The organism is Aureimonas altamirensis, assembly GCF_001463885.1.
In the GTDB taxonomy this organism is placed as follows: domain Bacteria; phylum Pseudomonadota; class Alphaproteobacteria; order Rhizobiales; family Rhizobiaceae; genus Aureimonas; species Aureimonas altamirensis.
The window spans coordinates 57,961-78,463 of the sequence record NZ_BBWQ01000010.1 but is presented as its reverse complement, the minus strand read 5'-3'; the positions used below and the strand labels follow the sequence as shown (position 1 = coordinate 78,463).

Sequence of the window (20,503 nt, the reverse complement as noted above, 5' to 3'; positions counted from 1 at the left end):
TTCCTTGTCGTCCTGCGCTTGAAAATATCGTCATCGCCGTGCAATCAGCGCGCATGAGGGTAGAGCCTATCGATGATGCGGACGATCCACGGATCGCCGCCTTCCGCGACATCCGCGAGCGCGACCTTGTGCGCTCGGGCGATTTCATTGCCGAAGGTGCGGTCGTGCTGGATCATCTGTTGACGGCGAGCCTCTTCGAGCCCCTGTCCATCCTGGTTTCCGAACATCGGATCGGTGGGCTCCTGCCTCGGCTGCAGGCGCTCGACGCAGAGCAGGTGCCCATCCTCGTGTGCCCGCAAGCCGTCATGGACCGGCTTGCCGGTTTTTCGGTGCATCGCGGTATTCTGGCCCATGGCCGGCGCCAGGCGGGAAGGGCGCCCGACGAATGGCTGGCCGAAACGGCAGGGCCTGTGCTGGCGGCGTTCGGCATATCCAATCATGACAATATGGGGTCTCTGTTCCGCAATGCCGCGGCCTTCGGCTGCGCCGGCATCGTGCTGGATGAGACGAGCTGCAACCCGCTCTATCGCAAGGCTATCCGGGTGTCAGTCGGAACCGTCCTGAAAGTGCCCTTTGCAAGGTTCGCCAGTGCCGGGGCGGCCCTGGATCGCCTGGAATCCGCGGGCTATTGTTGCGTCGCGCTGACGCCCTCGGCCACGGTCGACCTTGCCGAGTGGACCCCGCCCGACAGGGTCGCATTGATCGTGGGTGCCGAGGGAAACGGATTGCCGCCGGAGGTTATCGCGCGTTGCCGGGGGCTGCGGATCGAGATGGCGCCGGGGCTCGACAGCCTCAATGTAGCGACTTCGGCTGCCATCGCGTTGCATGCGGCCTTTACGCGGCGGATGATCCGCTGACGAGGCGGCGGGCGAGGGTGCCGGTGGTGGCGCCCGGGTCGGAGCGGGCATCATCCGCCAACCGGGACAAGTTGGAACCTTCCTCCGCGGCGGCCAGGCTGATGGTCGCGACGGTCGCCGCGATCTCGTCCAGTTTTTCGCGGATCGCCGCGCGGCGGCGCGCCGGGTCTGCCTCTTCGGCACGTGCAAGGATGTCGGCGCGAAGACCACCGCCGATGCCGTCCCGCCGCAGGAGCTCGGCATTCGAAGCCTTGTCACCGACCGGTTCTGCCCTTGGCGGGCCTTTCCGCCGCGCGGCAAGAAGATCCATCTCCAATTGCTCGATGCGCATCAGGGCCGCGGCAAGAACCATGCGGCTTTCGCCGGAGTCCTCGTCCATCTCCTGCAGGCGGGCGTTCAACGCCTCCAGCTCGCCCGGCGAAGCGGGGGGCGTCTGACGCAACGCTTCCAGCGTATCTTCCGGGCTGCGCGGAACCTGCGGTTCGGCGGCATCGGCAGCGCCGGAAAGGGCGCTCCGTGCCGTCAGCCGGCCTGCCTCGGCGCGTGCCTTGGCCGCCTCTTCCCGCGCGGCTGCCGTCTGCAGTTCGGCTTTGCGTATGGCCATGGCTGCTTCGGCGCGCACCTTGTCGGTTTCTGCCCGGATCTCGGGAAGGCTCATCGGCATCGTGGCCTCCGCCTCACGCCACGCAAGCGATTGCGCCTTGCGCCAGACCAGAGGGACCAGCAGCAAGGCGCCAAGCACGGCAACGAGAGCACCGAGCAGGAAGAATAATGCGGCAGCAAGCATGGACCTGTTTCCGTCTAGCGTATCAGAACGGGTTCCAGGTCGGTGTCGGCGTGATCTTCAGGTAGCCGACATTGACGCCGAGACGGGCGCCGACGCCGGTTTTCACCGGAACGATCACGACCTGCTCGCGCTGCAGCACCGTCATGCCAAGGCCGCCGACCAGATAGGCGCTGCCAGTCACGCCGCCGAACCGGCCGTAGATATTCTGGACCGAAGGCAGGTTGTAGACCAGCATCATCATCCGGGCGCCGTCGCCGCCGGCGTCGAAGCCGATGGATGGGCCCTGCCAGTACAAATGGTGCTCGCCGGCGTTCTTGGTGAAGAGGGTGCCCTCTCCGTAGCGTACGCCGCCAATGAAGGCGCCACCGGCCTCTTCCCCGAGGATGTAGCCGTTGGGTACGCCATATTGCTGGAAGGCGTGTTCGATGACGGAGGCGAGGCCGCCTGCCGTCGTGCCGAAGAAGTTGTGACCTTGCGAGATCACTTCCTCGAATGAATAACCGCTGCTCTGCTGCGCGGACGCGGGCGCCGCGAACGCCAACATGACAGTCGTGACAAGCATCGCGCCGAACAGGCGGACCTGCCTCGAAAACGAGACCATCGGGCGCATCCTTTCCCATCGTTCAAGCTGGGGAAATTGGAACATGATAGAGTTTTCAATTTGCTAACGGCGGATCATCCATTTGAGGTATTCAGCATGGCCGCCGCCGCTTCCGGTCCCTCGCCGCACGCTGTAGGCTCCCGTCAGGGCGATTCGCCCACCCAGGCAAACCGCATGAACACAGCCAAGGGCCTCTCCCGCCAATGACAGAACTTCCCTCCATCTCCGCCCCGGATCTCGCAGCCCTGCTCGCCAGCCGCCTGTGCCACGACGTCATTTCCCCCGTGGGCGCCATCCAGAGCGGGTTGGAACTGCTCGACGAGATGCCCGACGACGCGGAATCGATGGAACTGGTCCGCAAATCCACCCGCAGCGCGGTGGCCAAGCTGCAGTTCGCCCGGATCGCCTATGGCGCGTCGGGGTCGACCGCCGCCGAAATCGACCTGGGCGACGCCGAATCCGTGGCGAAGGGGCTTATGGAATTCGAGCGCGCCAACCTGACGTGGAACGGCGCACGGGCCTATGTGCCGAAGAACCTTGCCAAGCTGGTGCTGAACGTTCTGGTTGTCGCCAACGCGTCTGTCCCGCGCGGCCATACCGTGACGGTAGATCTCAACAGCGTTGCCCCGGACGTCGATATCGTCATCCGGGCAGAGGGGACGCCGTTGCGGGTGCCCGCGCGCTTCGTTGCGCTGATCAACGGCCAGAACGAAGAACCGATCGACGCCCATGGCGTCCAACCCTATTACGCACTGCTTCTGGCCCAGGAAACCGGCCTCGACCTGACGATGACCCAGGAGGCGGACGCCGTCACCTTTACCATCGCCGGCACGCTGCGGCCGATTTCCGCCGCCTAAGGGCGGCGGCGCGGGCCACATGGCAAAAAGAAGCGGCGGCATCGGGCTAATCCCGATGCCGCCGCTTCTGATTCCAATACCCTCGGAAAAGCCTCAGGTGCCTCAGGCGGCCTGCGTCTGGCCCTCTTCGTCGCGCAGCACGTAGCCACGGCCCCATACCGTCTCGATATAGTTCTTGCCCTCGGTGGCCGTCGCCAGCTTCTTGCGCAGCTTGCAGATGAAGACGTCGATGATCTTCAACTCAGGCTCGTCCATGCCGCCATAAAGGTGGTTGAGGAACATTTCCTTCGTCAGCGTGGTGCCCTTGCGGAGCGACAGCAGCTCCAGCATGGCATATTCCTTGCCGGTCAGATGGACGCGCTGCCCGTTGACCTCGACCGTCTTGGCATCGAGATTCACCGTCAGCTCACCCGTCACGATGACCGACTGGGCATGGCCCTTGGAGCGGCGCACGATGGCGTGGATACGGGCCACCAGCTCGTCCTTGTGGAACGGCTTGGTCATGTAGTCGTCGGCGCCGAAGCCGAGGCCGCGAACCTTGTCCTCGATGCCGGCCATGCCGGACAGGATCAGGATGGGCGTCTTCACCTTGGCCAGACGCAACGTGCGCAGCACCTCGTAGCCGGACATGTCCGGGAGGTTCAGGTCCAGAAGGATGATGTCGTAATCGTAGAGCTTGCCGAGATCGACACCCTCTTCGCCGAGATCGGTGGTGTACACGTTGAAACTCTCGGACTTCAACATCAGTTCGATGCTCTGCGCTATGGCGCTGTCATCCTCGATCAAAAGAACGCGCATCCAGTTCCCCTCTCCGTCAACTCGGCGGGAGGCCCCTGCCGAATTAATGTCTGATTCACCCACTTTTCCAAACCGTGACACCGATTGGTTAACAATCGGCTTAAATTCGCAGTCGGGACGGCGAACATGCGGTTTACCCGGCCTTAAAGACTTCAGGCCATGATTAACGGTGCGCGTAAACAGACCGTCAGAGTGTCTCATTCCTACGGGCCGAGGCTTGTCCGAGGCAGGTGGCGCAAACGGAAAATGTCATGCGGCGTCGCATTGCGCCGCCTCGGAACCGGGACGATTCGAATGGCCAAGCGTGAAAATCTTGTGCGGCTCGCACGCTTCAAGGTCGGGGAGAAGCGGCGTCAGGTCGAGCAACTCGACATGATGATGGCCGAGTTCGAGCGGATGGCCGCCGAGCTAGATGCCCAGATCGCCAGCGAAGAGCGCCGTTCCGGGCTGACCGATACCAACCATTTCGCCTACCCGACCTTTGCCAAGGCGGCGCGGGTACGACGCGACAATCTGATGAATTCCGTGCGTGACCTGAAGTCCCAGCTGGCTGCGGCGCGGCTGGCACTGGAAGAGGCCGAGGCCGAATACGTCAACGCAGAGAAGCTTGAGCTGCGCGATCACGGCCAGGAAGAGCGCCGCGCGACTGCCTGACAGGGGCTCGAACGCCTATTCGCGCGGCGGCGAGGCCATTCGCTCCGCCAGCACGGCGATCATCCGCAGGGCAGGAGAAGCCCGCGGCCAAAGCAGCCCGATTTCTCGCGGGCGGGCCGGGGACGGCAAGGGTAGCCGGGTGACGGAGATACCCTCCGGCCACGGACGGGCCCAATCCGGCACGATGGATATGCCGAGCTCGCTGCTGACCAGTACGGAAATCGCTTCGAGAGAATCGAGCTCCACCCATTCGCGTGGCTGGATGGACGTGGCCAGCAGATACTCCTCCGACAAGCGACCGCCCCAGTTGTTCCGGTCATAGCGGATGAAGGGACGCGACGAAAGAAGCGATTCCACACTCTGTTCCTGCCAGGCCGACGGCGTCAGCAGCACCAACGGTTCCGAACGCACCATATGCCATTCCAGCGTCTTCGGCAGTTCGAACGGCGGTCGAACGATCAGCGCAACGTCGATCTGATCGTCATCGAGCTTCTGGTAAAGCTCGCTGGATGTCCCCGGTAGCACGAAGAACTCGATCTCCGGCATCGCCGTTCGCAGCGCCCGCAAGGGACGCGGCAGCAGGCCGGTAAGAGCGGTGGATATCGCGCCGACGCGAAGTTCACCCGCAGCCCGGTCGCCCGTGGCGAGATTACGAAGCTGGCGAACGTCGCCGAGAATCCGTCGGCTTTGCGACAGGATTGCAAGCCCTGCAGGTGTCGGCCGCACTGTCCGCCCTACGCGCATCAGCAATGGTTGCCCGATCTCTGCTTCCAGCGCCTGGATACGCTGAGCGGCGGCGGCCGGCGTGATATTGAGCCGGCGTGAAGCCTCGGCCATCGAGCCATGGCAGGCCACGAACAGGAATGTCTCGAGAAAGCGAGTATCCATAGATTTTATGGTGTCTGAATTCAGCAAAAGCGACTTTTTGTAACGTCATTGATCGCTACTCTCTTTGCGAATGCAAGGGAGGACGTATGGATTTCGGCATTGGGGAGAAAACGGCGTTGGTGTTCGGCGCCGGAGGTGGGCTCGGAGGCGCCATAGCCGCGCGCCTTGCAGCGGAAGGCGCGCGCGTCGTCGCGGCGGATATCGATGAGGCAGCAGCACAACGGACAGTCGGATCGATCAGGGCTGCCGGCGGCCACGCCATTGCCTTGCATTGGGACATCTCGGACCTCGATGTCATCACCCCTGGACTGGCGGAGGTGGAAAAGGCTTTCGGGCCGGTTGACATCCTCGTCAACAATACCGGCGGCCCTCCGCCAACACCGGTGGCCGGCCAAGCGCCGGATCAGTGGACGCGGCATTTCGATGGAATGGTCCGCTCCGTGATTGCTGTGACGGATGCCGTTCTTCCAACAATGCGAGAGCGGGGTTGGGGCCGAATCGTGACGTCGACGTCGTCGGGCGTGGTGACGCCGATTCCCAACCTTGGTCTGTCCAACGCGCTGCGGCTCGCCCTCGTCGGTTGGTCCAAGACCCTGGCGCGGGAAGTCGGACCGGACGGAATCACGGCCAATATCGTCTTGCCCGGCCGGATCGCCACCGGACGCATCACCTTTCTGGACGAACAGAAGGCGAAGCGTGAAGGCCGCAGCACGGAGGCGGTGGCTGCCGAAAGCGTCGCTGCCATTCCGGTGGGGCGCTATGGTGACCCGGACGAATACGGCGCTGTCGTCGCCTTCCTGGCCAGCCGACAAGCATCCTACGTTACCGGTTCGATCATCCGGATCGATGGCGGCCTGATTCCCAGCATCTGAAGGAGAAGCAGACATGACACTTGACGCCACTGTGATCGAGACGCTGAAGGACGTATCCACCGCGACATTAACGACGGTCCTTCTAAAGAAGGGGCTGCGCAACGTCTGGATGCGTGGCACCAAGCCGTTGAAATCTGGGCAGCCGCGCGTTGTCGGGCCGGCCTTTACGCTGCGATTCGTTCCCGCGCGGGAAGATCTGGCAACGCCGGCAAGCTGGGCCTCCCCGATCTCCACCCGGGCCGCGATCGAGGCCATGCCGGAGGGCGTCGTGGCCGTTGCAGACGCCATGGGCGTGCTGGATGCCGGCATTTTTGGGGATATCCTCTGCTCCCGCATGAAGAAGCGCGGCGTCGCCGCGCTGGTGACGGATGGCGTCATGCGAGACGCCGAGGGCGTACTGCAATCGGGGCTCGATGTCTGGTGCGATGGCATCGCCGCGCCACCCTCCGTTGCCGGGCTGACCTTCGTCGGCTGGCAAGAGCCTATCGCCTGCGGCGGCGTTGCCGTCTTTCCGGACGATATCGTCGTGGTGGATCAGGATGGCGCGGTGCTGATACCCGCCGCCTATCTGGATCAGGTGATCGCCGAAGCGCCGGAACAGGAGCGTATGGAAGCCTGGATCATGAGCGAGGTGGACCGTGGCGTGCCACTGCCGGGCCTGTACCCGATGAACGAGGAGACCCGCCAGCGCTACGATGGCTGGAAGGCATCGAAGGGCTGACGCTCAGGCGGCGAGCCTGTCGACGATCATGCGGCCGATCGGCATGGCCGAGGTTGCGGCAGGCGAGGGTGCGTTGCAGACATGCAGCATCCGCGCGCTCTGCAAAAACAGAAAATCCTGCACCAGCGTTCCGTCGGCCAATATGGCCTGGGCGCGGATCCCGGCGCCGGGTGCGCCGAGGTCTTCCAGCGTCAGAGACGGGCAGTATTTGCGGCACTGCTCGAGATAGCGGGCGCGGGACAGCGAATTGAGAAACTCCGTGGAGCCTGAGCGCCAGTTCCGGCGCGCCATCGACCAGAATCCCCTGAAGCCGACCATCGAGGCGATGTCGGAAGGTTGGATACTGCCCTTGGCATACCCCTCCCGCGCGAATCCGAGGACGGCGTTCGGGCCGACGGTGACGCGGCCGTCGATCATCCGGGTCAGGTGAATGCCGAGAAACGGCAGGTCGGGATCCGGGATCGGGTAGATCAGGTGCGAGACGATGTCGGATTTCGATTGCGGCAGCGTGTAGTACTCGCCCCGGAACGGCACGATCCTATGGCTCGCATCCATCCCGGCCAGCCGCGCGATCCTGTCGGATTGCAGGCCGGCACAGGCGATCAGCCGGTCTGCCCGCAGCCGTGTGCCGTCATCGGTGCCGACGACGACGCCGGTGTCTTCTTCCGCGATAAACGTCGCCCTGGTCGACAGACGCAGCTCGACCCCGCTTTCGGCAAGGTCGGCGGCCATCGCAAGGCAGATACGGCGATAGTCGACGATGCCCGTCGCCTTGATCTTCAGGGCGCCGAGCCCCGCGATGCTGGGCTCGATCTCGCGCAGCCTTGCGCCGGATACCGGCTCGTAGTCGATGTCGTTGTCGTGCGCGCGCTGTTCCAGCGCCGCCATCCGCTCCATCTCGACATCGTTTGTCGCGACGAGCAGCTTGCCGCAGGTCTCGAAGGGAATCGACTTGCGGGCGCAGAAATCCTTGGTTGCTTCCGCGCCTTCGCGGCATAGACGCGCCTTCAGCGAGCCCGGCTTGTAATAGATGCCCGCATGGATGACGCCGCTGTTATGGCCGGTCTGATGCAGGCCGAATTGCGCTTCCTTTTCCAGGAGTACGATCCGCGCCGTGCCATCGCGTTGCCGGAGCGACAACGCCGTGGCAAGGCCGACGATGCCGCCTCCAATGACGCAGTAATCGTAAAGTGCTTCGGGCATCATGTCTCTTTCGTTCAGACGTCGTCGTCGTCGCTTGCGATCTTCCGACGGTTCGACAGCTTCAGGTACAGGGGTAACAGCAGCACCGCGATTGTCATCAGGAAAAGAACAAGCGAGATTGGCCGTTCGACGAATACGGTCAGGTCGCCCTGCGACTGGATCATCGTTCGACGGATATTGCGCTCCAGCATCGGTCCCAGGATCAGTCCAAGGACAAGCGGTACAGGCGGATATTCCAGCTTCAGGAGAATTAGCCCAATGATGCCCGCTGCAAGCGCCACGACAAGGCCGGTGGTCGAATAGTCGATGGCAAAGACGCCGAAGACGATGATGGTGAAGACGATCGGATAGAGGATCGCAGTAGAGATGAACAGCACTGCGGCCAGTGCCGGGGTCAGCAGGAGCGTCAGGAAGACGAGCATAAGGTTGCCGATCCAGAAGCTGCCGAAGACGGCCCAGATGAAGTCGCCATTGTTGACGAAAAGCAGAGGGCCCGGTTGCAGGCCGAGCATAAGAAGGCCACCCATCATGACGGCCGTCGTTGCCGAACCGGGGATACCGAGGGTGAACAACGGGATCATGGACGCATAGGAAGCACTGTTATTGGCGGCCTCCGGCGCCGCGACACCCTGTACTATGCCGGTTCCGAACCGTTCCGGCGTACGCGAAAACCGCTTCGCGAGCGCATAGGACATCATGGTGGCCGCGGTGGCGCCAATGCCCGGCAGTATGCCGACGAGGAAACCGGTCGTTGAGCCCTGTAGAAGTTCCCAGCGCGATTTCACAGCATCGGAAAAGCGCGGGAGAAGACTCGAAAAGCGAAATGACTGAAGTTCCTTGTCCACATTGACGTCGAGGCTGAGGAACATGGCGGTGAGGCCGAAGAGGCCGACCGCGACGACCGAAAATTCAAGTCCGTCGAACAAGTCCATGGACCCGAAGGTAAAGCGTACTGGTCCGGCGATGGGGTCGAGGCCGATCGTGCCGAGCCAGAACCCAAGTGCCAGCGCGACAAAGCCCTTGATGGCGTTGCGACCGCCTAGCACGCTGACCAGAGACAGGGAGAAGACCATGATGGCCGTCATCTCCGTCGGGCCGATGGCTAGCGCCATGCTGGCGATGGGGATCGACAGATAGACGAGGGCGATAAGGCCCATAAGGCCGCCGAAGAATGACGCGAACACGCTCATGCCAAGCGCCTGTCCGGCTTGCCCCTTCTTCGCCATCGGGTAACCGTCCATGATGGTCATGACTGATGGCGGATCGCCGGGAATTCCGAGAAGAATGGAGGTGATCGCGCCCCCGAACATCGATCCATAATAGACCCCGGCAAGACAGGCCAAGGCCGGTACGCCGCCAAGCCCGACCGCCACCGGCAGCATTATGGCTACGCCGGCCGATGGGCCAAGCCCCGGCAATGCACCGATAAGAAGTCCGATCACGACGCCGAACAGCGTTGCCAGCAGTGTCATCGGCGCGGCGGCGGCGGCGATGCCGTCTGCCATGAGCCAGAATGTTTCCATGGGTCCAGTCCTCCTGCGGTCAGATCAGAGGCCGAACGGGCCGGTTGGCAATGGGATGTTGAGCCAGTTGCCGAAGGCAACCCGGCAGAACAGCGGGACGGCAATGCTGCATGTTGCCACGCGCAGTGCATAACGTGGCTCGAGAGAGGGTTTGATGATCGCCGCGATAGCAACCATCAGGCCCATCGAGGCAAGCGTGATCCCGATATGCGGTATCGCGATGATGACGGCCGCCAATGCCGCAGCGACGCCGGCGATCTTGATGAGGTCCCGCGGTGAGATGCCCTTCGCAAGCCGTTCCGCGCCGGCCAGACTGCGTACGAGATTGACGATGCTGAGCATGGCGATAACGATGCCGAGGATCACGGGAAAGAACCCTGCTCCTGGGGCTGTTCCGTTCATGTACCCGTAGCCGAAGCCGGCCCAGGCTATGTAGGCGCCAAGCAAGATCAGGAAGATCGCAAAAAGCTGATCCGCGCGATTGGTTGTCATGGCTGTGTACTCCGTGAGGGTCGACCGATGCGCGGCACCCCGGGGTAAGTCGGGGTGCTGCCAAATCAGAGCAGGCCGAGGTCCCGCATGATCGATTCGTAGCGTGCGTTGGTCTCTTCGATCAGCGCCCCGAACTTGTCGGCCGGCAGGAATGCCGCCTCGTCATGGAATCGCTCGACGTATTGCGTCCGCCATTCGTCGCTTTCGGCAACCTTACGCAGGACGTCGTTCCAGTAGGTAACGACGGCCGGTTCGACATCGCCGGGCATCACCAGCCCCCGCAATTGCACATGCTCTATATCGTGTCCGAGCTCTTTGAAGGACGGTACCTCTGGCAAGGCGGCGATGCGGGCAGCCGATGACACGGCAACCGGTCGCATGGCGCCGGCGTCTACCTGAGCCATCACCTCGCTAGGATTCATGAAGACGAAATCCACGTGGCCGCCCAGGACAGCTGCCAGTGCCTCTCCCTCTCCGTCAAAGGGCACTGCATCGATCTGCACGTCCAGCTCGTTGGACATCATCTTGGCCAGGAGGGCGGCATCCGACACGACGCCGACGGTGCTTGTCGTCAGCCGCTCGGCAGCTGCCATGTCCTCTAGGCTCCGGTAGGGTGAATCCGCCCGAACCGCCAGCACGTAGGGCGAATAGGCGATGGCGGCCAACGGGGTGAAATCCTTGTAGGTGACGGGAGATGCGCCAAGGAGCGGCGTCGTGAAGAAGCTCACGCTGACCGTGGCGATCACGTAAGGGTTCCCCTTCTGCTGCGCTACAGTGCCATAGCCGACGGCCCCGCTACCGCCTGGACGATTCTCCGGCAAAACGGAAACGGGCAGTAGGTCGAGCTCCAACATCACGTTGGCGATAGTACGGGCCAACGTATCGCTGCCGCCGCCGACCCCGAACGGAATGATCATTTGAATATCGCGTGCGGGATATTCTTGTGCAACGGCTGGCGTTGCCGCTGCAATGCCTAGCCATGCAAATGCTCCAAGGCCGGCAAGGCGGCCCATGCGCACGATCATGCTCATCTGTTTTCCTCCCGATTGTTTTTTATAGTTAATTCAGCGCCCCGGCCTCCCAGACGGGGCGCCGAGCCGTCACGCAACGACCTGGCGCTTGCCCTCGATCGTCTCGCGCAACAGGTAGCCGTGCGCGTCGCGCCCCTCGAAACGCGACTTTGACGGATCGGTGATGCGCGCGTCTTTCAGCGCTTCGTAATTCGGCGTGAAACCGAGGCCCGGCGCGTCCGGGATTGTCATCTTGCCGTTCACCGGGTCCGGCGTGCCGTCGAAGAAGTGCTTGCCTGTCATCCACATTCCGTAGTGGAACTCGACCGGGCCGCCATTCATCACGCCGGCTAGAATGTGCATGTTGAAGATCGGCCAGCCGCCGCCATTCGCCATCGGCAGGTTGAAAGCCTGGGCCAGGTGAGCAGCCTTCAGGGCCTCCGTATAACCTCCATTGTAGAGAACGTTCGGCTGCAGGACGTCTACCGCATGGTGCATCACCAGTTCGCGGAAGCGCCAGCGATTGCCTTCCATCTGGCCAGCGGCGATGGGTACCTGAACCCGTGATCGCAAATCCGCCAAGGCACGGGCATCGTTCTGCTGAATCGGCTCCTCGAACCACTTCAGGTTCAGGTCCTCGACATTCTTTGCCAGCATGAAAGCGTCGTGCGGATTGAACCAGCAATTGGCATCGATCATCAGGTCCACGTCGGGCCCGATCGCTTCGCGTGCAGCGCGAACGCGGCGCACGTCATCCTTCCACGTACGCGTCGGCTCGCCGCCGACGACCATTTTCAGCATCGTGTGTCCGTCGGCCAGAAACTTGCGCGCATACTCGGCGATCTGTTCTTCGTCGAAGAAGGGGTAGCCAAACGTGGCGTATGTATAGGCTTCGCGGCTGTAGCCGCCTAACAGCTCGGAAATCGATCGGTTTTCGGCCTTGCCCCGAATGTCCCATAGCGCAATATCGATGGCCGACAATGCGTTGGAGATGACACCGGTATAGGCCCTGTTGTTGAGTTGCTTCCAGACTTTGGCGTGGATGGCCTCGGTGTGCACCGGATCCATGCCGCGGATCAGCGGGAAAATATGGTTCTCGATACAGGGGATGGTCGACCAGGGCAGAAACTGCCCCGTGCATCCCATACCCTTCTGGCCGTCATCGGTTTCGACTTCAACGAAGACGAACATCCGCGACTCTATGGACTCTCCAATGCCCGGAAGGTCGATCTCATGGCGATGCAGCGTCGCCTTTATGTTTGCAATCTTCACGTTTCCCACTCCCGCTGTTGTTAATCGTAGGCCGGCCGGGCGTCCGCCATGGACGCCAACCAGCGCTTTTTGCCGTTTAGGACATGCCCCTCTCCAAGGGCCTTTGCCGTATCAGAATCTCGCCGCCCGATCGCGTCGACGATGACCGCATGCTCGCTGTTGGTCAGGCCAGGGTCCGATAGGGATCGACGCAATGCGTGGGTGGCTCGGATCAGGTCATCGTATATCCGCCGAGCACTGCCATGATCGGCAATCTCACCGATGCGACGGTGGAAGGTTAGGTTGATCTCGTAGTAGAGAGGGATATCCCCGCCATCGACCGCCTGATCCATCTGAGCGACAAGCGAGGTCAGTTCGATAACTTCCGTCTCGGATCGACGGTGGGCGGCACGCTCGCACATCAGGCCGGTCAACAGGGCGCGGATGTCGTAGTTTTCCGCGATTTCCCGGTCCGACATCTCCCGTACGAAAACGCCACGCCCCGGAATGTTCGATAACAGGCCCATCTGTACCAGCGCACGCGTCGCCTCACGAACGGGAGCCCTGCTGACGGCAAGTGTTTCCGCAAGCGCATACTCGTTGAGACGTTCGCCCGGTAGGAGCTCACCCGCCAGCACCAGGCGTTCGATTTCTCGCTGAACCTGTGCCGAAAGACCTTCGGAGCGTGTGATGGGGCGAGGAGCGCCGCGCGCATCCTCCCCAAAGGGACGCCAGTCGTCTGGCGGCAGGATATTGTCGACAGTATTTTTCATAGCGTCTCGTAGCATGAGTTTGGTGTCACCTTCTACCTTAGCTTGCGTTGACGCTTGCCGATTGCGTTGCGGGAGAGAGATGCCAGGCTGCGCCGCAGCCATCGGCTATAGTCCGCAATCGCGCAAGAAGGCCCGGTCCCATCGGAATGCCGTCGGCCTCCCGAGCCGCGCGTTTGCTTCGTTCCGGGTCCCCGGCAACCAAAACAGGGGCTGATGGATCGACCGGCGGAGTCGCGCGCAGATCGTTGCAAAGGCGCGCGACGTCGGCTCGGAAATCGGCCGCCTCGCGGAACAAGCCCGGATCGAACGCCATGAAGAAATGACCTACATCCAGTCCTTTCGGCTGGCGCGAATGCATGGGATCGGTGATCAAGGTCGAGCCTGAAAGGCACGATGCCAGGATGTTCACCATAACCGCCAAGCCGTAGCCCTTGTGTCCACCGCTTTCCGCCGTCCCGCCGAGCGGAGACAGGAAACCGCCGTTCATCACAGTGGAGGGGTCGGTGGTTGGCCGTCCGGAAGAATCGAAACCCCAGCCTTCGGGCAGAGGCTGGCCTTCGACGAGCTTATTGCGAACCTTGCCGGAAGCGACAGTCGTCGTCGCCATGTCAAGTACGAATGGTTCGCCTGCCGCTCCTGGAGCGGCAAAGGACCAGGGATCGGTTCCAAAACGTGCTTTGGCTCCGCCCGTCGGCGGAACCCGGATGCCGAAGACGCTGGTGGCGGCTATTCCGATCAAGCCGGCGTCTGCTGCCATAGATGTGAAGTAACCGAGCGCGCCGAAATGGCCGGAATTACGAACGGAGACGAGGCCGACACCGGCAGCTTGCGCCTTGTGCACAGCAAGTTCCATCGCCTTGGTTGCGGTGTAGTGGCCGAGCCCGCCGTCACCGTCCATCAGGGCGCTGACCGGCGTTTCGCGGACGATGTACGGGTCGCTCTGGAAGTTGATCGGGCGGTTCGATCGGCGTTCGTTATATTCGACGATCATCGCTATGCCGTGGCTTTCGATGCCGTGAAGATCGGCCCATGTCAGGACACGCGACGTTTGATCCGCTTTTTCCGGCGGCATGCCCCAGGCCTGGAAGATGGCTGAGGCTTGCCGTCGATGCTCTTCCTGGTCATGGCGTAGCGCCATAGCTCATTCTCCTCCCCAGAGCGTCGCCGGATACCCATTGGCTATGTGACCCAAAGGTCACCATGCATCGGGGGATGAGAAAAGTTATTTTTCGTCGCTTCAGACGTCGGAAAAAGCGACGTCAGGGCGCTGTTGCGTGGAGCAGGGGTAACTGGGGCTAAGCTCAGCTCATGCCCAACGCCTGGAGATACAGGTCCAGGATGGCTTCCTGCTCCTGCCGCTCGTTGGCGTCCTGCTTGCGCAGCGAAACGATCTTGCGCAACACCTTGACGTCGTAGCCCCGGCCCTTGGCCTCGCCGTAAACATCCTTGATGTCGTCGGAGATCGTCTTCTTTTCCTCTTCGAGCCGCTCGATGCGCTCGACGAAAGAGCGCAGCTCCTCGCCGGCGACATTGGTATCTGCGGGAGAATCCATCATGAAGTCCTCATTCAGCCGTGTCGGGTTGGCGCGATCGGGCCGCGCCGAATTTCGTAAGGCCGGCGATAGCAGAAAAGCCGCGCCGGGAGAACGCCGTCGATGACGGCGAATGGTTACGAATTTCCTTAAGCCCGGACGTCAGACTTTTTTGTGCGAGGCGGCAAAGCTGTCGGCGGCCTCCGGCGTCGCCTCGGTCTGATGCCGTTTGCGCCACTCGTCATAGGCCATTCCGTAAAACTCTTCGCGAGCATCCTCTTTCGTCATCGGAACGCCCGATTCTTCCGCTGCCTGCCGATACCAGTCGGACAGGCAGTTCCGGCAGAATCCGGCAAGGTTCATGAGATCGATGTTCTGTACGTCGCTGCGCTCTCGCAAATGGTCCCGCAGCCTGCGGAAGGCGGCGGCCTCCCATTCGATCCGCGATTTCGTGCTTTCGTCCATGTCGCTCTTTCCTTTCCCGGCTCGTGCCGATATCTGCATTTTCCGACGCCGGTTCAACACGCGGCGGGGGGCTTTCGGCTCCTGTCCGTCCGGTACCGATACCGTGGGGGTTTATCCATGTCTTTCCGGGTGACAGAAGCATGGCGGCGCATGATGCGCACCGGCATGCCGCTTATCGGGGTCGCATTCCTGTCAACGATGGCTTTGCCCGGCGAGGCCAGGGCCGATTTCCGCGTCTGCAACGGTACGCAGGCGCTTCTGGGGGTGGCGATCGGCTATCGCGATGCCGATGGCTGGGTCAGCGAGGGTTGGTGGCGCATTCCGGCCACCACGTGCCGGTCCGTCGTCGAGGGCTATCTCAAATCACGCTTCTATTACCTCTACGCAGAGGACGAGCAGGGACGCAGCCGCTGGGCCGGCGACATTCAGATGTGCATCGCCGAAAACGAATTCCGGGTGGTGGGCGTGAAAGATTGTTTCGCCCGCGGGTTTCAGGAAATGGGGTTCCGGGAGTATGACACCGGGCAACAGGGCAGCTGGATGGTTCAGCTGACCGAAACCCCGAGCGGGAGCAACGAAGAGCAATGAAGCGCAACCGCCGTGTAAAGATTCTGGCGACACTGGGACCGGCCTCTTCCGAGGAGACCGTGATCCGCAAGCTTTTCGAAGCCGGGGCGGACGTCTTCCGCATCAATATGAGCCACACCAGCCACGACATGATGCGCGAGCTGGTGGTCCGGCTGCGCAACGTCGAGAAGGCGGTGGGCCGACCCATCGGCATCCTTGCGGACCTGCAGGGCCCCAAGCTGCGCGTCGGCACCTTCGTCGGCGACAAGGCAGAACTGGTCGTCGGCCAGACCTTTACCCTCGACGACGATCCGACACCTGGCGACACCAGCCGTGTCTACCTTCCGCACCCGGAAATCCTGGAAGCGGTGCAGGTGGGCCACCGGCTGCTGATCGATGACGGGCGCCTTCAGTTGCGTGCCGTCAAGACCGATGGCCGGCATATCGAATGCGTGGTCGTTGCCGGCAACCGGATCTCCAACCGCAAGGGCGTCAGCCTGCCGGACACCATCCTGGCCACCGGCGCCTTGACCGACAAGGACAGGGCCGATCTCGATGCCGTGCTGGCCGAGGGCGTGGACTGGGTAGCGCTGTCCTTCATTCAGCGCCCCGAGGACCTGGCGGAGGCACGCAAGGTGGCGCGGGGCCGCGCAAGCCTGATGTCCAAGATCGAGAAGCCGCAGGCCGTCGAGCGCCTCGACGAGATCATCGAGCTTTCCGACGCCATCATGGTGGCGCGCGGCGATCTGGGCGTCGAACTGCCGCTCGAAGCCGTGCCCGGCATCCAGAAGCGCATCACCCGCGCGGCGCGCAAGGCCGGCAAGCCGGTGGTCGTGGCGACGCAGATGCTGGAATCGATGATTTCCGCCCCGGTGCCCACCCGCGCCGAAGTGTCGGACGTGTCCATCGCCGTCTATGAGGGCGCAGACGCGGTGATGCTGTCGGCCGAATCCGCCGCCGGCGACTATCCGGTCGAGGCGGTCGAGACCATGGACCGCATCGCCGTGCAGGTGGAGCGGGACCCGCTCTATGCCAGCATCATATCGGCCCAGCGCTCGACGCCGGAGGCGACGGGCGCCGACGCTGTTTCGCTGGCGGCGCGCCAGATGGCCGAGACGCTCAGCGTCGCGGCGATCGTCACCTATACGTCGACCGGCAATACCGGCCTGCGCACCGCGCGCGAGCGTCCGCTGCTTCCGATCATCGCCCTGTCGCCCAAGGTGGCCACGGCACGCCGACTCAGCATCGCCTGGGGCCTGCATTGCGTGGTGACCGAAGATGCGACGGATCTGGAAGGCATGGTCGACAAGGCCTGCCGCGTGGCGGTGGAGCAGGAGCAGGCCCGCCCCGGCGAGCGGGTCATCGTGACGGCCGGTGTGCCTTTGGGCACGCCCGGCGCCACCAACATGCTGCGCATCGCCTATATCGGCTCGGACGGCCTCTCGGCCGTCTGACGTGCGTCAGGCGCGCTGGCCGGCCATCTGGTCGGCCAGCCGCGCTACGGCGTCCTGGGCATCCTTGAGCGTCGGATAGACGTCGAGCGCGCGCTGATAGGCCTCCATCGCCTGTTCGTTGCGCCCCGTCTCCTCCAGCATCGCACCCAGCCCCATCAGCGCCGGATAGTGCCTCGGCTCCCGCGCCAGAACCTGCGTCACATCGACGATGGCCCGCCCGAAATCGCCGCTGCGATAATTCAGCATCGCACGCCGGTTCCAGATCTCGGGGTTGTCGGGTTGCAGCTCCGCGCCCTGTTCGACGAGGTCGAAGGCGACGGGCAGCTTGTTGTCCGAGATGGCCTTCTCGGACCATGTCAGAAGCAGATCCACCGTGGCGCTGCCGCTATCGTTCCAGACGGTTTGAATCTGCCGGGCGATGCGTTCGGCGCGGGCGCGGTTGCCCTCCCGCCGCAGATCGTGGAAAAGCGCGTTCAGCCTTTCGTCGCGGCTGAGGGTCCGCTCGTCCGTCCGGCTGACGCCCGGCACGGAATCGGGTGGCGGCAGCAACGCATCCGGCGCGATCGCCTCGATCTCGGGTGAGGGGGCGATCGTCTGGGCCATGGCCGGGAAGGCCAGAAGCACGGTCGGCAGAAGGGCAAAGAAAAAGCGCATCGGCAGAGTTTAGACTGCCAATGCGCTTCGTCAATTCAAATGCTTGCCGTTTATGGCAATCCGGCGTGACCGGGCGCCAGGGGCGCCCGTGCCGGCAAGCCTTAGCCCTGGCGCGCCTTGTAGCGCGGAGCCTGCTTGTTGATGATGTAGATGCGCCCCTTGCGGCGAACCATGCGGTTGGCCCGGTGGCGGCCCTTGAGCGACTTCAAGGAATTCTTGATCTTCATGACACTCGACCGTCGGTATGTTGGACAGGCGACGATCCAAAATCATGCCGTCGCGTTAAAATGGCGCCCTATTGCTAGAGCGCCCTTCGATGGGCACGGCATAGACGCCGCGGTGATCGATGTCAATCACACGACGCGGTTAACGCGCGTAAAATGACCCATTTTCCGGCCGGGCCGGGCTTCCGCCTTGCCGTAGAGTGTCAGCAGCAGCGACGGCTCGGTCAGCAGGGCAGGCGCCTTGTCGACATCGTCGCCGATCAGGTTTTCCATGACGCAGTCCGCGTGCCGCGCCGGGTCACCGAGAGGCATGCCGCAGACGGCGCGTATGTGCTGCTCGAACTGCGAGATCAGGCAGGCGGCTTCCGTCCAGTGGCCGGAATTATGCACACGCGGCGCGATCTCGTTGACCAGCAGCGCCCCGTCGGCCGCAACGAAGAACTCCACGCCGATGACTCCGACATAGGAGAGGCGGTCCAGAATCAGCCCTGCGATGCGCATCGCCTCGTCGGCCTGCTGCGGCGAAACGCGGGCCGGCAGGGTGCTCGTCCGCAGAATGCCCGTCCTGTGGACGTTCTCGGCCGGGTCGTAGGCACGCACGGCGCCGTCGGCCCCTCGCGCCGCGATCACCGAGATTTCGCGCTCGAAAGCGACTTTCTTCTCAAGGATGGCGGGGACGCCGCCAAGATCGGCAAAGGCGTCGCCGGGGGCCGCGTCCTGCGTCAGCACGGCCTGGCCCTTGCCGTCATAGCCGAATCGCCGTGTCTTCAGGATGCAGTCGCCGCCCAGCTCGACCAGTGCATGCTCCAGCTCTTCGGCGTCGTCCACCGCCCGCCACGGCGCGGTTGCGATGGCGATGCCGTTGAGGAAGGCTTTTTCGGTGACGCGGTCCTGCGACACTTCCAGCGCCTCGACGGGCGGATACACCGGGCGGATGGCCGCCAGCCGCCGCAGCGGCGCCACGGGCACGTTCTCGAATTCATAGGTGATGACGTCGCTGACGCGGGCCAGTTCCGCCAGTGCGGCAGGGTCGTCGTAGGCGCCCCGCACCATGACGTTCGTTACCTGCGCGGCCGGGCAATCCGGGTCCGGATCCACCACCGCCGTGCGCAGCCCCAGCCGCGCGGCGGCAGAGGCGAGCATGCGGCCGAGCTGGCCGCCGCCGATGATGCCGACGGTGGAACCAGGGGGCAGGGGGCGCGGTGTGGCGGTCAACTTGCGGGCTCTCCGTCGCAGGGGTGGGTGGCCACGGCCTCCGTCTGCCGCGCCCGCCAGGCGTCCAGCCTGTCGGCGAGCGCCGCATCGGACAGGGCCAGGACGGCCGCCGCCATCAGCGCCGCGTTCACGGCGCCGGCGCGGCCGATGGCGAGCGTGCCCACCGGAATGCCGGCCGGCATCTGCACGATGGACAGAAGGCTGTCCTGCCCGGACAGGGCCTTGCTTTCGACAGGGACGCCGAACACCGGAAGGGGCGTCATGGCAGCGGCCATGCCAGGCAGGTGCGCGGCGCCGCCGGCGCCCGCGATGACCACCTTGAAGCCCTTGTCGCGGGCGCCCGAGGCAAATTCGTAAAGGCGCGCCGGCGTGCGATGCGCCGAAACGATGAGTGATTCGTGGGCGATCCCCAGGGCATCCAGCGTCACGCTGGCGTGGCGCATGGTAGCCCAGTCGGACTGGCTACCCATGATGATGGCGACGGGAACGCTCATGCGATGATGTCCGGAAGGATCTGGTCTTCAAGATCCTGGAGGCGGTCCTTGATGGACAGTTTCTTTTTCTTCATGCGCTGGATGCGCAGCCGGTCGCAGCCGGTTGCTTCCATCGCCTCGATCGCCGCGTCGAAATCGGCGTGGTCTTGCCTGAGCCTTGCGGCCTGCAGCCGCAACGCCGCTTGTTCCTGATCCGACATCTGCCCCCCGGGGTCTGACGAATGCGTACCGCATACCCGTCGGGTACGCGTTCTTCCGGCTGCAAATACCAGCCGTCACAAAATTCTCAAAGAATGATCTTGCACCCCTTCCGTAACGACCCAAGCTTATGGGAAGCTTCCCGGCAGCGCCTACGGCTTTCGTCGGAGGCGGGGCCGGAAGCTCGAGGAAACAAACAGAGGAGTCTGGAATGTCCCTTGATACGCATCTCGAGACGCTGGAACAGCGTCATAGCGCCCTGGACAGCGAGATCGCATCGCTTCGCGCCAAGCCGGCCACACCGGACGGCGAGATCGCGGAGCTGAAGCGCAAGAAGCTTCTGCTGAAGGACGAGATCGAGAGATTGAGGACGAACCGGCCGAATTGATAACGTTCCGACAAGATGTAAAAAT

Annotated in this window: 26 protein-coding genes; 8 read left to right on the top strand and 18 right to left on the bottom strand. The window is 63.2% G+C overall.

Going from position 1 to position 20,503, the window contains the following annotated elements; all coding sequences use genetic code 11:
* Window positions 1-53 precede the first annotated feature (53 nt).
* A complete protein-coding gene (locus AUL31_RS06465; RefSeq protein WP_060603175.1) occupies window positions 54-857 on the top strand; it encodes a TrmH family RNA methyltransferase in 804 nt (267 codons plus the stop codon).
* Here AUL31_RS06465 and AUL31_RS06460 read toward each other — a convergent pair.
* Together AUL31_RS06460 and AUL31_RS06455 are read right to left on the bottom strand one after the other, a co-directional pair.
* Window positions 835-1,644 (bottom strand): hypothetical protein, encoded by an 810-nt coding sequence (locus tag AUL31_RS06460; RefSeq protein WP_060603171.1) that lies wholly within the window; start codon window positions 1,642-1,644, stop codon window positions 835-837. The two genes, AUL31_RS06465 and AUL31_RS06460, sit on opposite strands and share 23 nt — an antisense overlap.
* A 22-nt stretch (window positions 1,645-1,666) precedes the next feature.
* On the bottom strand, window positions 1,667-2,245 hold the full coding sequence (locus tag AUL31_RS06455) for a DUF1134 domain-containing protein (protein ID WP_244489334.1): 579 nt from the start codon (window positions 2,243-2,245) through the stop codon (window positions 1,667-1,669).
* A 203-nt stretch (window positions 2,246-2,448) separates the two neighbouring features.
* Here AUL31_RS06455 and chpT point away from each other — a divergent pair, with 203 nt between their 5' ends.
* On the top strand, window positions 2,449-3,102 hold the full coding sequence (chpT, locus tag AUL31_RS06450) for a histidine phosphotransferase ChpT (RefSeq protein ID WP_060603166.1): 654 nt from the start codon (window positions 2,449-2,451) through the stop codon (window positions 3,100-3,102).
* A 102-nt stretch (window positions 3,103-3,204) separates the two neighbouring features.
* Here chpT and ctrA read toward each other — a convergent pair whose 3' ends face one another.
* Complete coding sequence (gene ctrA, locus AUL31_RS06445; RefSeq protein WP_060603163.1) at window positions 3,205-3,900, bottom strand: response regulator transcription factor CtrA; 696 nt, start codon at window positions 3,898-3,900, stop codon at window positions 3,205-3,207.
* 294 nt (window positions 3,901-4,194) lie between these two features.
* On the opposite strand from ctrA, the gene AUL31_RS06440 reads away from it, so the two are divergent.
* Complete coding sequence (locus AUL31_RS06440; protein ID WP_060603159.1) at window positions 4,195-4,554, top strand: flagellar export protein FliJ; 360 nt, start codon at window positions 4,195-4,197, stop codon at window positions 4,552-4,554.
* Window positions 4,555-4,569: 15 nt separating this feature from the next.
* Here AUL31_RS06440 and AUL31_RS06435 read toward each other — a convergent pair whose 3' ends face one another.
* Window positions 4,570-5,442 carry a LysR substrate-binding domain-containing protein gene (locus AUL31_RS06435; RefSeq protein ID WP_060603156.1) on the bottom strand — a complete coding sequence of 291 codons (873 nt, stop codon included), beginning with the start codon at window positions 5,440-5,442 and terminating at the stop codon, window positions 4,570-4,572.
* Between the two features lie 86 nt (window positions 5,443-5,528).
* On the opposite strand from AUL31_RS06435, the gene AUL31_RS06430 reads away from it, so the two are divergent.
* Both AUL31_RS06430 and AUL31_RS06425 read left to right on the top strand, forming a co-directional pair.
* A complete protein-coding gene (locus AUL31_RS06430; RefSeq protein WP_060603153.1) occupies window positions 5,529-6,314 on the top strand; it encodes an SDR family oxidoreductase in 786 nt (261 codons plus the stop codon).
* Window positions 6,315-6,327: 13 nt separating this feature from the next.
* Window positions 6,328-7,035 (top strand): ribonuclease activity regulator RraA, encoded by a 708-nt coding sequence (locus AUL31_RS06425; protein ID WP_060603149.1) that lies wholly within the window; start codon window positions 6,328-6,330, stop codon window positions 7,033-7,035.
* A gap of 3 nt (window positions 7,036-7,038) precedes the next feature.
* Here the strand turns inward: AUL31_RS06425 and lhgO are convergent, their stop codons facing one another.
* The 9 genes from lhgO to AUL31_RS06380 all read right to left on the bottom strand — a co-directional run bounded on the left by lhgO (window position 7,039) and on the right by AUL31_RS06380 (window position 15,284).
* Window positions 7,039-8,238: an L-2-hydroxyglutarate oxidase gene (gene lhgO / locus AUL31_RS06420; protein ID WP_060603887.1), complete on the bottom strand. Its 1,200-nt coding sequence runs from the start codon at window positions 8,236-8,238 to the stop codon at window positions 7,039-7,041.
* A gap of 14 nt (window positions 8,239-8,252) precedes the next feature.
* On the bottom strand, window positions 8,253-9,761 hold the full coding sequence (locus AUL31_RS06415) for a tripartite tricarboxylate transporter permease (RefSeq protein ID WP_060603145.1): 1,509 nt from the start codon (window positions 9,759-9,761) through the stop codon (window positions 8,253-8,255).
* A 24-nt stretch (window positions 9,762-9,785) separates the two neighbouring features.
* The gene (locus AUL31_RS06410) at window positions 9,786-10,253 is read right to left on the bottom strand and encodes a tripartite tricarboxylate transporter TctB family protein (RefSeq protein WP_060603142.1); all 468 of its coding nucleotides are present in this window, start codon (window positions 10,251-10,253) and stop codon (window positions 9,786-9,788) included.
* A 65-nt stretch (window positions 10,254-10,318) separates the two neighbouring features.
* Window positions 10,319-11,284, bottom strand: coding sequence for a tripartite tricarboxylate transporter substrate binding protein (locus AUL31_RS06405; protein ID WP_060603139.1), 966 nt, complete (start codon window positions 11,282-11,284; stop codon window positions 10,319-10,321).
* A gap of 69 nt (window positions 11,285-11,353) precedes the next feature.
* Window positions 11,354-12,535, bottom strand: a complete 1,182-nt coding sequence (locus AUL31_RS06400) for a mandelate racemase/muconate lactonizing enzyme family protein (protein ID WP_060603879.1) — start codon at window positions 12,533-12,535, stop codon at window positions 11,354-11,356.
* A gap of 20 nt (window positions 12,536-12,555) precedes the next feature.
* A complete protein-coding gene (locus AUL31_RS06395) occupies window positions 12,556-13,389 on the bottom strand; it encodes a GntR family transcriptional regulator (protein WP_244489333.1) in 834 nt (277 codons plus the stop codon).
* Complete coding sequence (locus AUL31_RS06390; protein ID WP_060603136.1) at window positions 13,325-14,425, bottom strand: Ldh family oxidoreductase; 1,101 nt, start codon at window positions 14,423-14,425, stop codon at window positions 13,325-13,327. The genes AUL31_RS06395 and AUL31_RS06390 overlap by 65 nt, the downstream gene beginning before the upstream one ends.
* Before the next feature lie 163 nt (window positions 14,426-14,588).
* Window positions 14,589-14,840: a DUF2312 domain-containing protein gene (locus AUL31_RS06385; protein ID WP_143190195.1), complete on the bottom strand. Its 252-nt coding sequence runs from the start codon at window positions 14,838-14,840 to the stop codon at window positions 14,589-14,591.
* Between the two features lie 141 nt (window positions 14,841-14,981).
* Window positions 14,982-15,284: a DUF1244 domain-containing protein gene (locus tag AUL31_RS06380; protein ID WP_060603133.1), complete on the bottom strand. Its 303-nt coding sequence runs from the start codon at window positions 15,282-15,284 to the stop codon at window positions 14,982-14,984.
* 153 nt (window positions 15,285-15,437) lie between these two features.
* Here AUL31_RS06380 and AUL31_RS06375 point away from each other — a divergent pair, with 153 nt between their 5' ends.
* Both AUL31_RS06375 and pyk read left to right on the top strand, forming a co-directional pair.
* Window positions 15,438-15,872, top strand: a complete 435-nt coding sequence (locus tag AUL31_RS06375; RefSeq protein ID WP_409359951.1) for a DUF1036 domain-containing protein — start codon at window positions 15,438-15,440, stop codon at window positions 15,870-15,872.
* Entirely contained in the window at window positions 15,869-17,305 is a 1,437-nt protein-coding gene (pyk, locus tag AUL31_RS06370) for a pyruvate kinase (RefSeq protein ID WP_060603130.1), read from the top strand. The genes AUL31_RS06375 and pyk overlap by 4 nt, the downstream gene beginning before the upstream one ends.
* 6 nt (window positions 17,306-17,311) lie before the next feature.
* Here the strand turns inward: pyk and AUL31_RS06365 are convergent, their stop codons facing one another.
* From AUL31_RS06365 to AUL31_RS06345, 5 genes are all read right to left on the bottom strand, one after another.
* Complete coding sequence (locus tag AUL31_RS06365) at window positions 17,312-17,959, bottom strand: tetratricopeptide repeat protein (protein ID WP_060603126.1); 648 nt, start codon at window positions 17,957-17,959, stop codon at window positions 17,312-17,314.
* A 101-nt stretch (window positions 17,960-18,060) separates the two neighbouring features.
* Entirely contained in the window at window positions 18,061-18,186 is a 126-nt protein-coding gene (ykgO, locus tag AUL31_RS06360) for a type B 50S ribosomal protein L36 (RefSeq protein WP_060603123.1), read from the bottom strand.
* A 126-nt stretch (window positions 18,187-18,312) separates the two neighbouring features.
* Window positions 18,313-19,398, bottom strand: a complete 1,086-nt coding sequence (locus tag AUL31_RS06355) for a 5-(carboxyamino)imidazole ribonucleotide synthase (protein WP_082646818.1) — start codon at window positions 19,396-19,398, stop codon at window positions 18,313-18,315.
* Window positions 19,395-19,892, bottom strand: a complete 498-nt coding sequence (gene purE, locus AUL31_RS06350) for a 5-(carboxyamino)imidazole ribonucleotide mutase (RefSeq protein ID WP_060603120.1) — start codon at window positions 19,890-19,892, stop codon at window positions 19,395-19,397. Before purE ends, AUL31_RS06355 begins: the two co-directional genes overlap by 4 nt.
* A complete protein-coding gene (locus tag AUL31_RS06345; protein ID WP_060603114.1) occupies window positions 19,889-20,092 on the bottom strand; it encodes a YdcH family protein in 204 nt (67 codons plus the stop codon). The genes purE and AUL31_RS06345 overlap by 4 nt, the downstream gene beginning before the upstream one ends.
* Window positions 20,093-20,301: 209 nt before the next feature.
* Here AUL31_RS06345 and AUL31_RS19940 point away from each other — a divergent pair, with 209 nt between their 5' ends.
* A complete protein-coding gene (locus AUL31_RS19940) occupies window positions 20,302-20,478 on the top strand; it encodes a YdcH family protein (protein ID WP_073469190.1) in 177 nt (58 codons plus the stop codon).
* The last annotated feature ends 25 nt before the right edge of the window (window positions 20,479-20,503 follow it).

Bases quoted from the DNA above. Each gene is read 5' to 3' on its own strand.
- AUL31_RS06385 (WP_143190195.1), bottom strand. From the start codon at position 14,840: ATGGATTCTCCCGCAGATACCAATGTCGCCGGCGAGGAGCTGCGCTCT.
- AUL31_RS06440 (WP_060603159.1), top strand. From the start codon at position 4,195: ATGGCCAAGCGTGAAAATCTTGTGCGGCTCGCACGCTTCAAGGTCGGG.
- AUL31_RS06410 (WP_060603142.1), bottom strand. From the start codon at position 10,253: ATGACAACCAATCGCGCGGATCAGCTTTTTGCGATCTTCCTGATCTTG.
- AUL31_RS06365 (WP_060603126.1), bottom strand. From the start codon at position 17,959: ATGCGCTTTTTCTTTGCCCTTCTGCCGACCGTGCTTCTGGCCTTCCCG.
- ykgO (WP_060603123.1), bottom strand. From the start codon at position 18,186: ATGAAGATCAAGAATTCCTTGAAGTCGCTCAAGGGCCGCCACCGGGCC.
- AUL31_RS06380 (WP_060603133.1), bottom strand. From the start codon at position 15,284: ATGGACGAAAGCACGAAATCGCGGATCGAATGGGAGGCCGCCGCCTTC.
- purE (WP_060603120.1), bottom strand. From the start codon at position 19,892: ATGAGCGTTCCCGTCGCCATCATCATGGGTAGCCAGTCCGACTGGGCT.
- AUL31_RS19940 (WP_073469190.1), top strand. From the start codon at position 20,302: ATGTCCCTTGATACGCATCTCGAGACGCTGGAACAGCGTCATAGCGCC.
- AUL31_RS06430 (WP_060603153.1), top strand. From the start codon at position 5,529: ATGGATTTCGGCATTGGGGAGAAAACGGCGTTGGTGTTCGGCGCCGGA.
- AUL31_RS06415 (WP_060603145.1), bottom strand. From the start codon at position 9,761: ATGGAAACATTCTGGCTCATGGCAGACGGCATCGCCGCCGCCGCCGCG.
- AUL31_RS06465 (WP_060603175.1), top strand. From the start codon at position 54: ATGAGGGTAGAGCCTATCGATGATGCGGACGATCCACGGATCGCCGCC.
- lhgO (WP_060603887.1), bottom strand. From the start codon at position 8,238: ATGCCCGAAGCACTTTACGATTACTGCGTCATTGGAGGCGGCATCGTC.
- AUL31_RS06395 (WP_244489333.1), bottom strand. From the start codon at position 13,389: ATGGCTGCGGCGCAGCCTGGCATCTCTCTCCCGCAACGCAATCGGCAA.
- AUL31_RS06460 (WP_060603171.1), bottom strand. From the start codon at position 1,644: ATGCTTGCTGCCGCATTATTCTTCCTGCTCGGTGCTCTCGTTGCCGTG.
- AUL31_RS06455 (WP_244489334.1), bottom strand. From the start codon at position 2,245: ATGGTCTCGTTTTCGAGGCAGGTCCGCCTGTTCGGCGCGATGCTTGTC.
- AUL31_RS06425 (WP_060603149.1), top strand. From the start codon at position 6,328: ATGACACTTGACGCCACTGTGATCGAGACGCTGAAGGACGTATCCACC.
- AUL31_RS06375 (WP_409359951.1), top strand. From the start codon at position 15,438: ATGCGCACCGGCATGCCGCTTATCGGGGTCGCATTCCTGTCAACGATG.
- AUL31_RS06405 (WP_060603139.1), bottom strand. From the start codon at position 11,284: ATGAGCATGATCGTGCGCATGGGCCGCCTTGCCGGCCTTGGAGCATTT.
- pyk (WP_060603130.1), top strand. From the start codon at position 15,869: ATGAAGCGCAACCGCCGTGTAAAGATTCTGGCGACACTGGGACCGGCC.
- AUL31_RS06345 (WP_060603114.1), bottom strand. From the start codon at position 20,092: ATGTCGGATCAGGAACAAGCGGCGTTGCGGCTGCAGGCCGCAAGGCTC.
- AUL31_RS06390 (WP_060603136.1), bottom strand. From the start codon at position 14,425: ATGGCGCTACGCCATGACCAGGAAGAGCATCGACGGCAAGCCTCAGCC.
- ctrA (WP_060603163.1), bottom strand. From the start codon at position 3,900: ATGCGCGTTCTTTTGATCGAGGATGACAGCGCCATAGCGCAGAGCATC.
- AUL31_RS06435 (WP_060603156.1), bottom strand. From the start codon at position 5,442: ATGGATACTCGCTTTCTCGAGACATTCCTGTTCGTGGCCTGCCATGGC.
- chpT (WP_060603166.1), top strand. From the start codon at position 2,449: ATGACAGAACTTCCCTCCATCTCCGCCCCGGATCTCGCAGCCCTGCTC.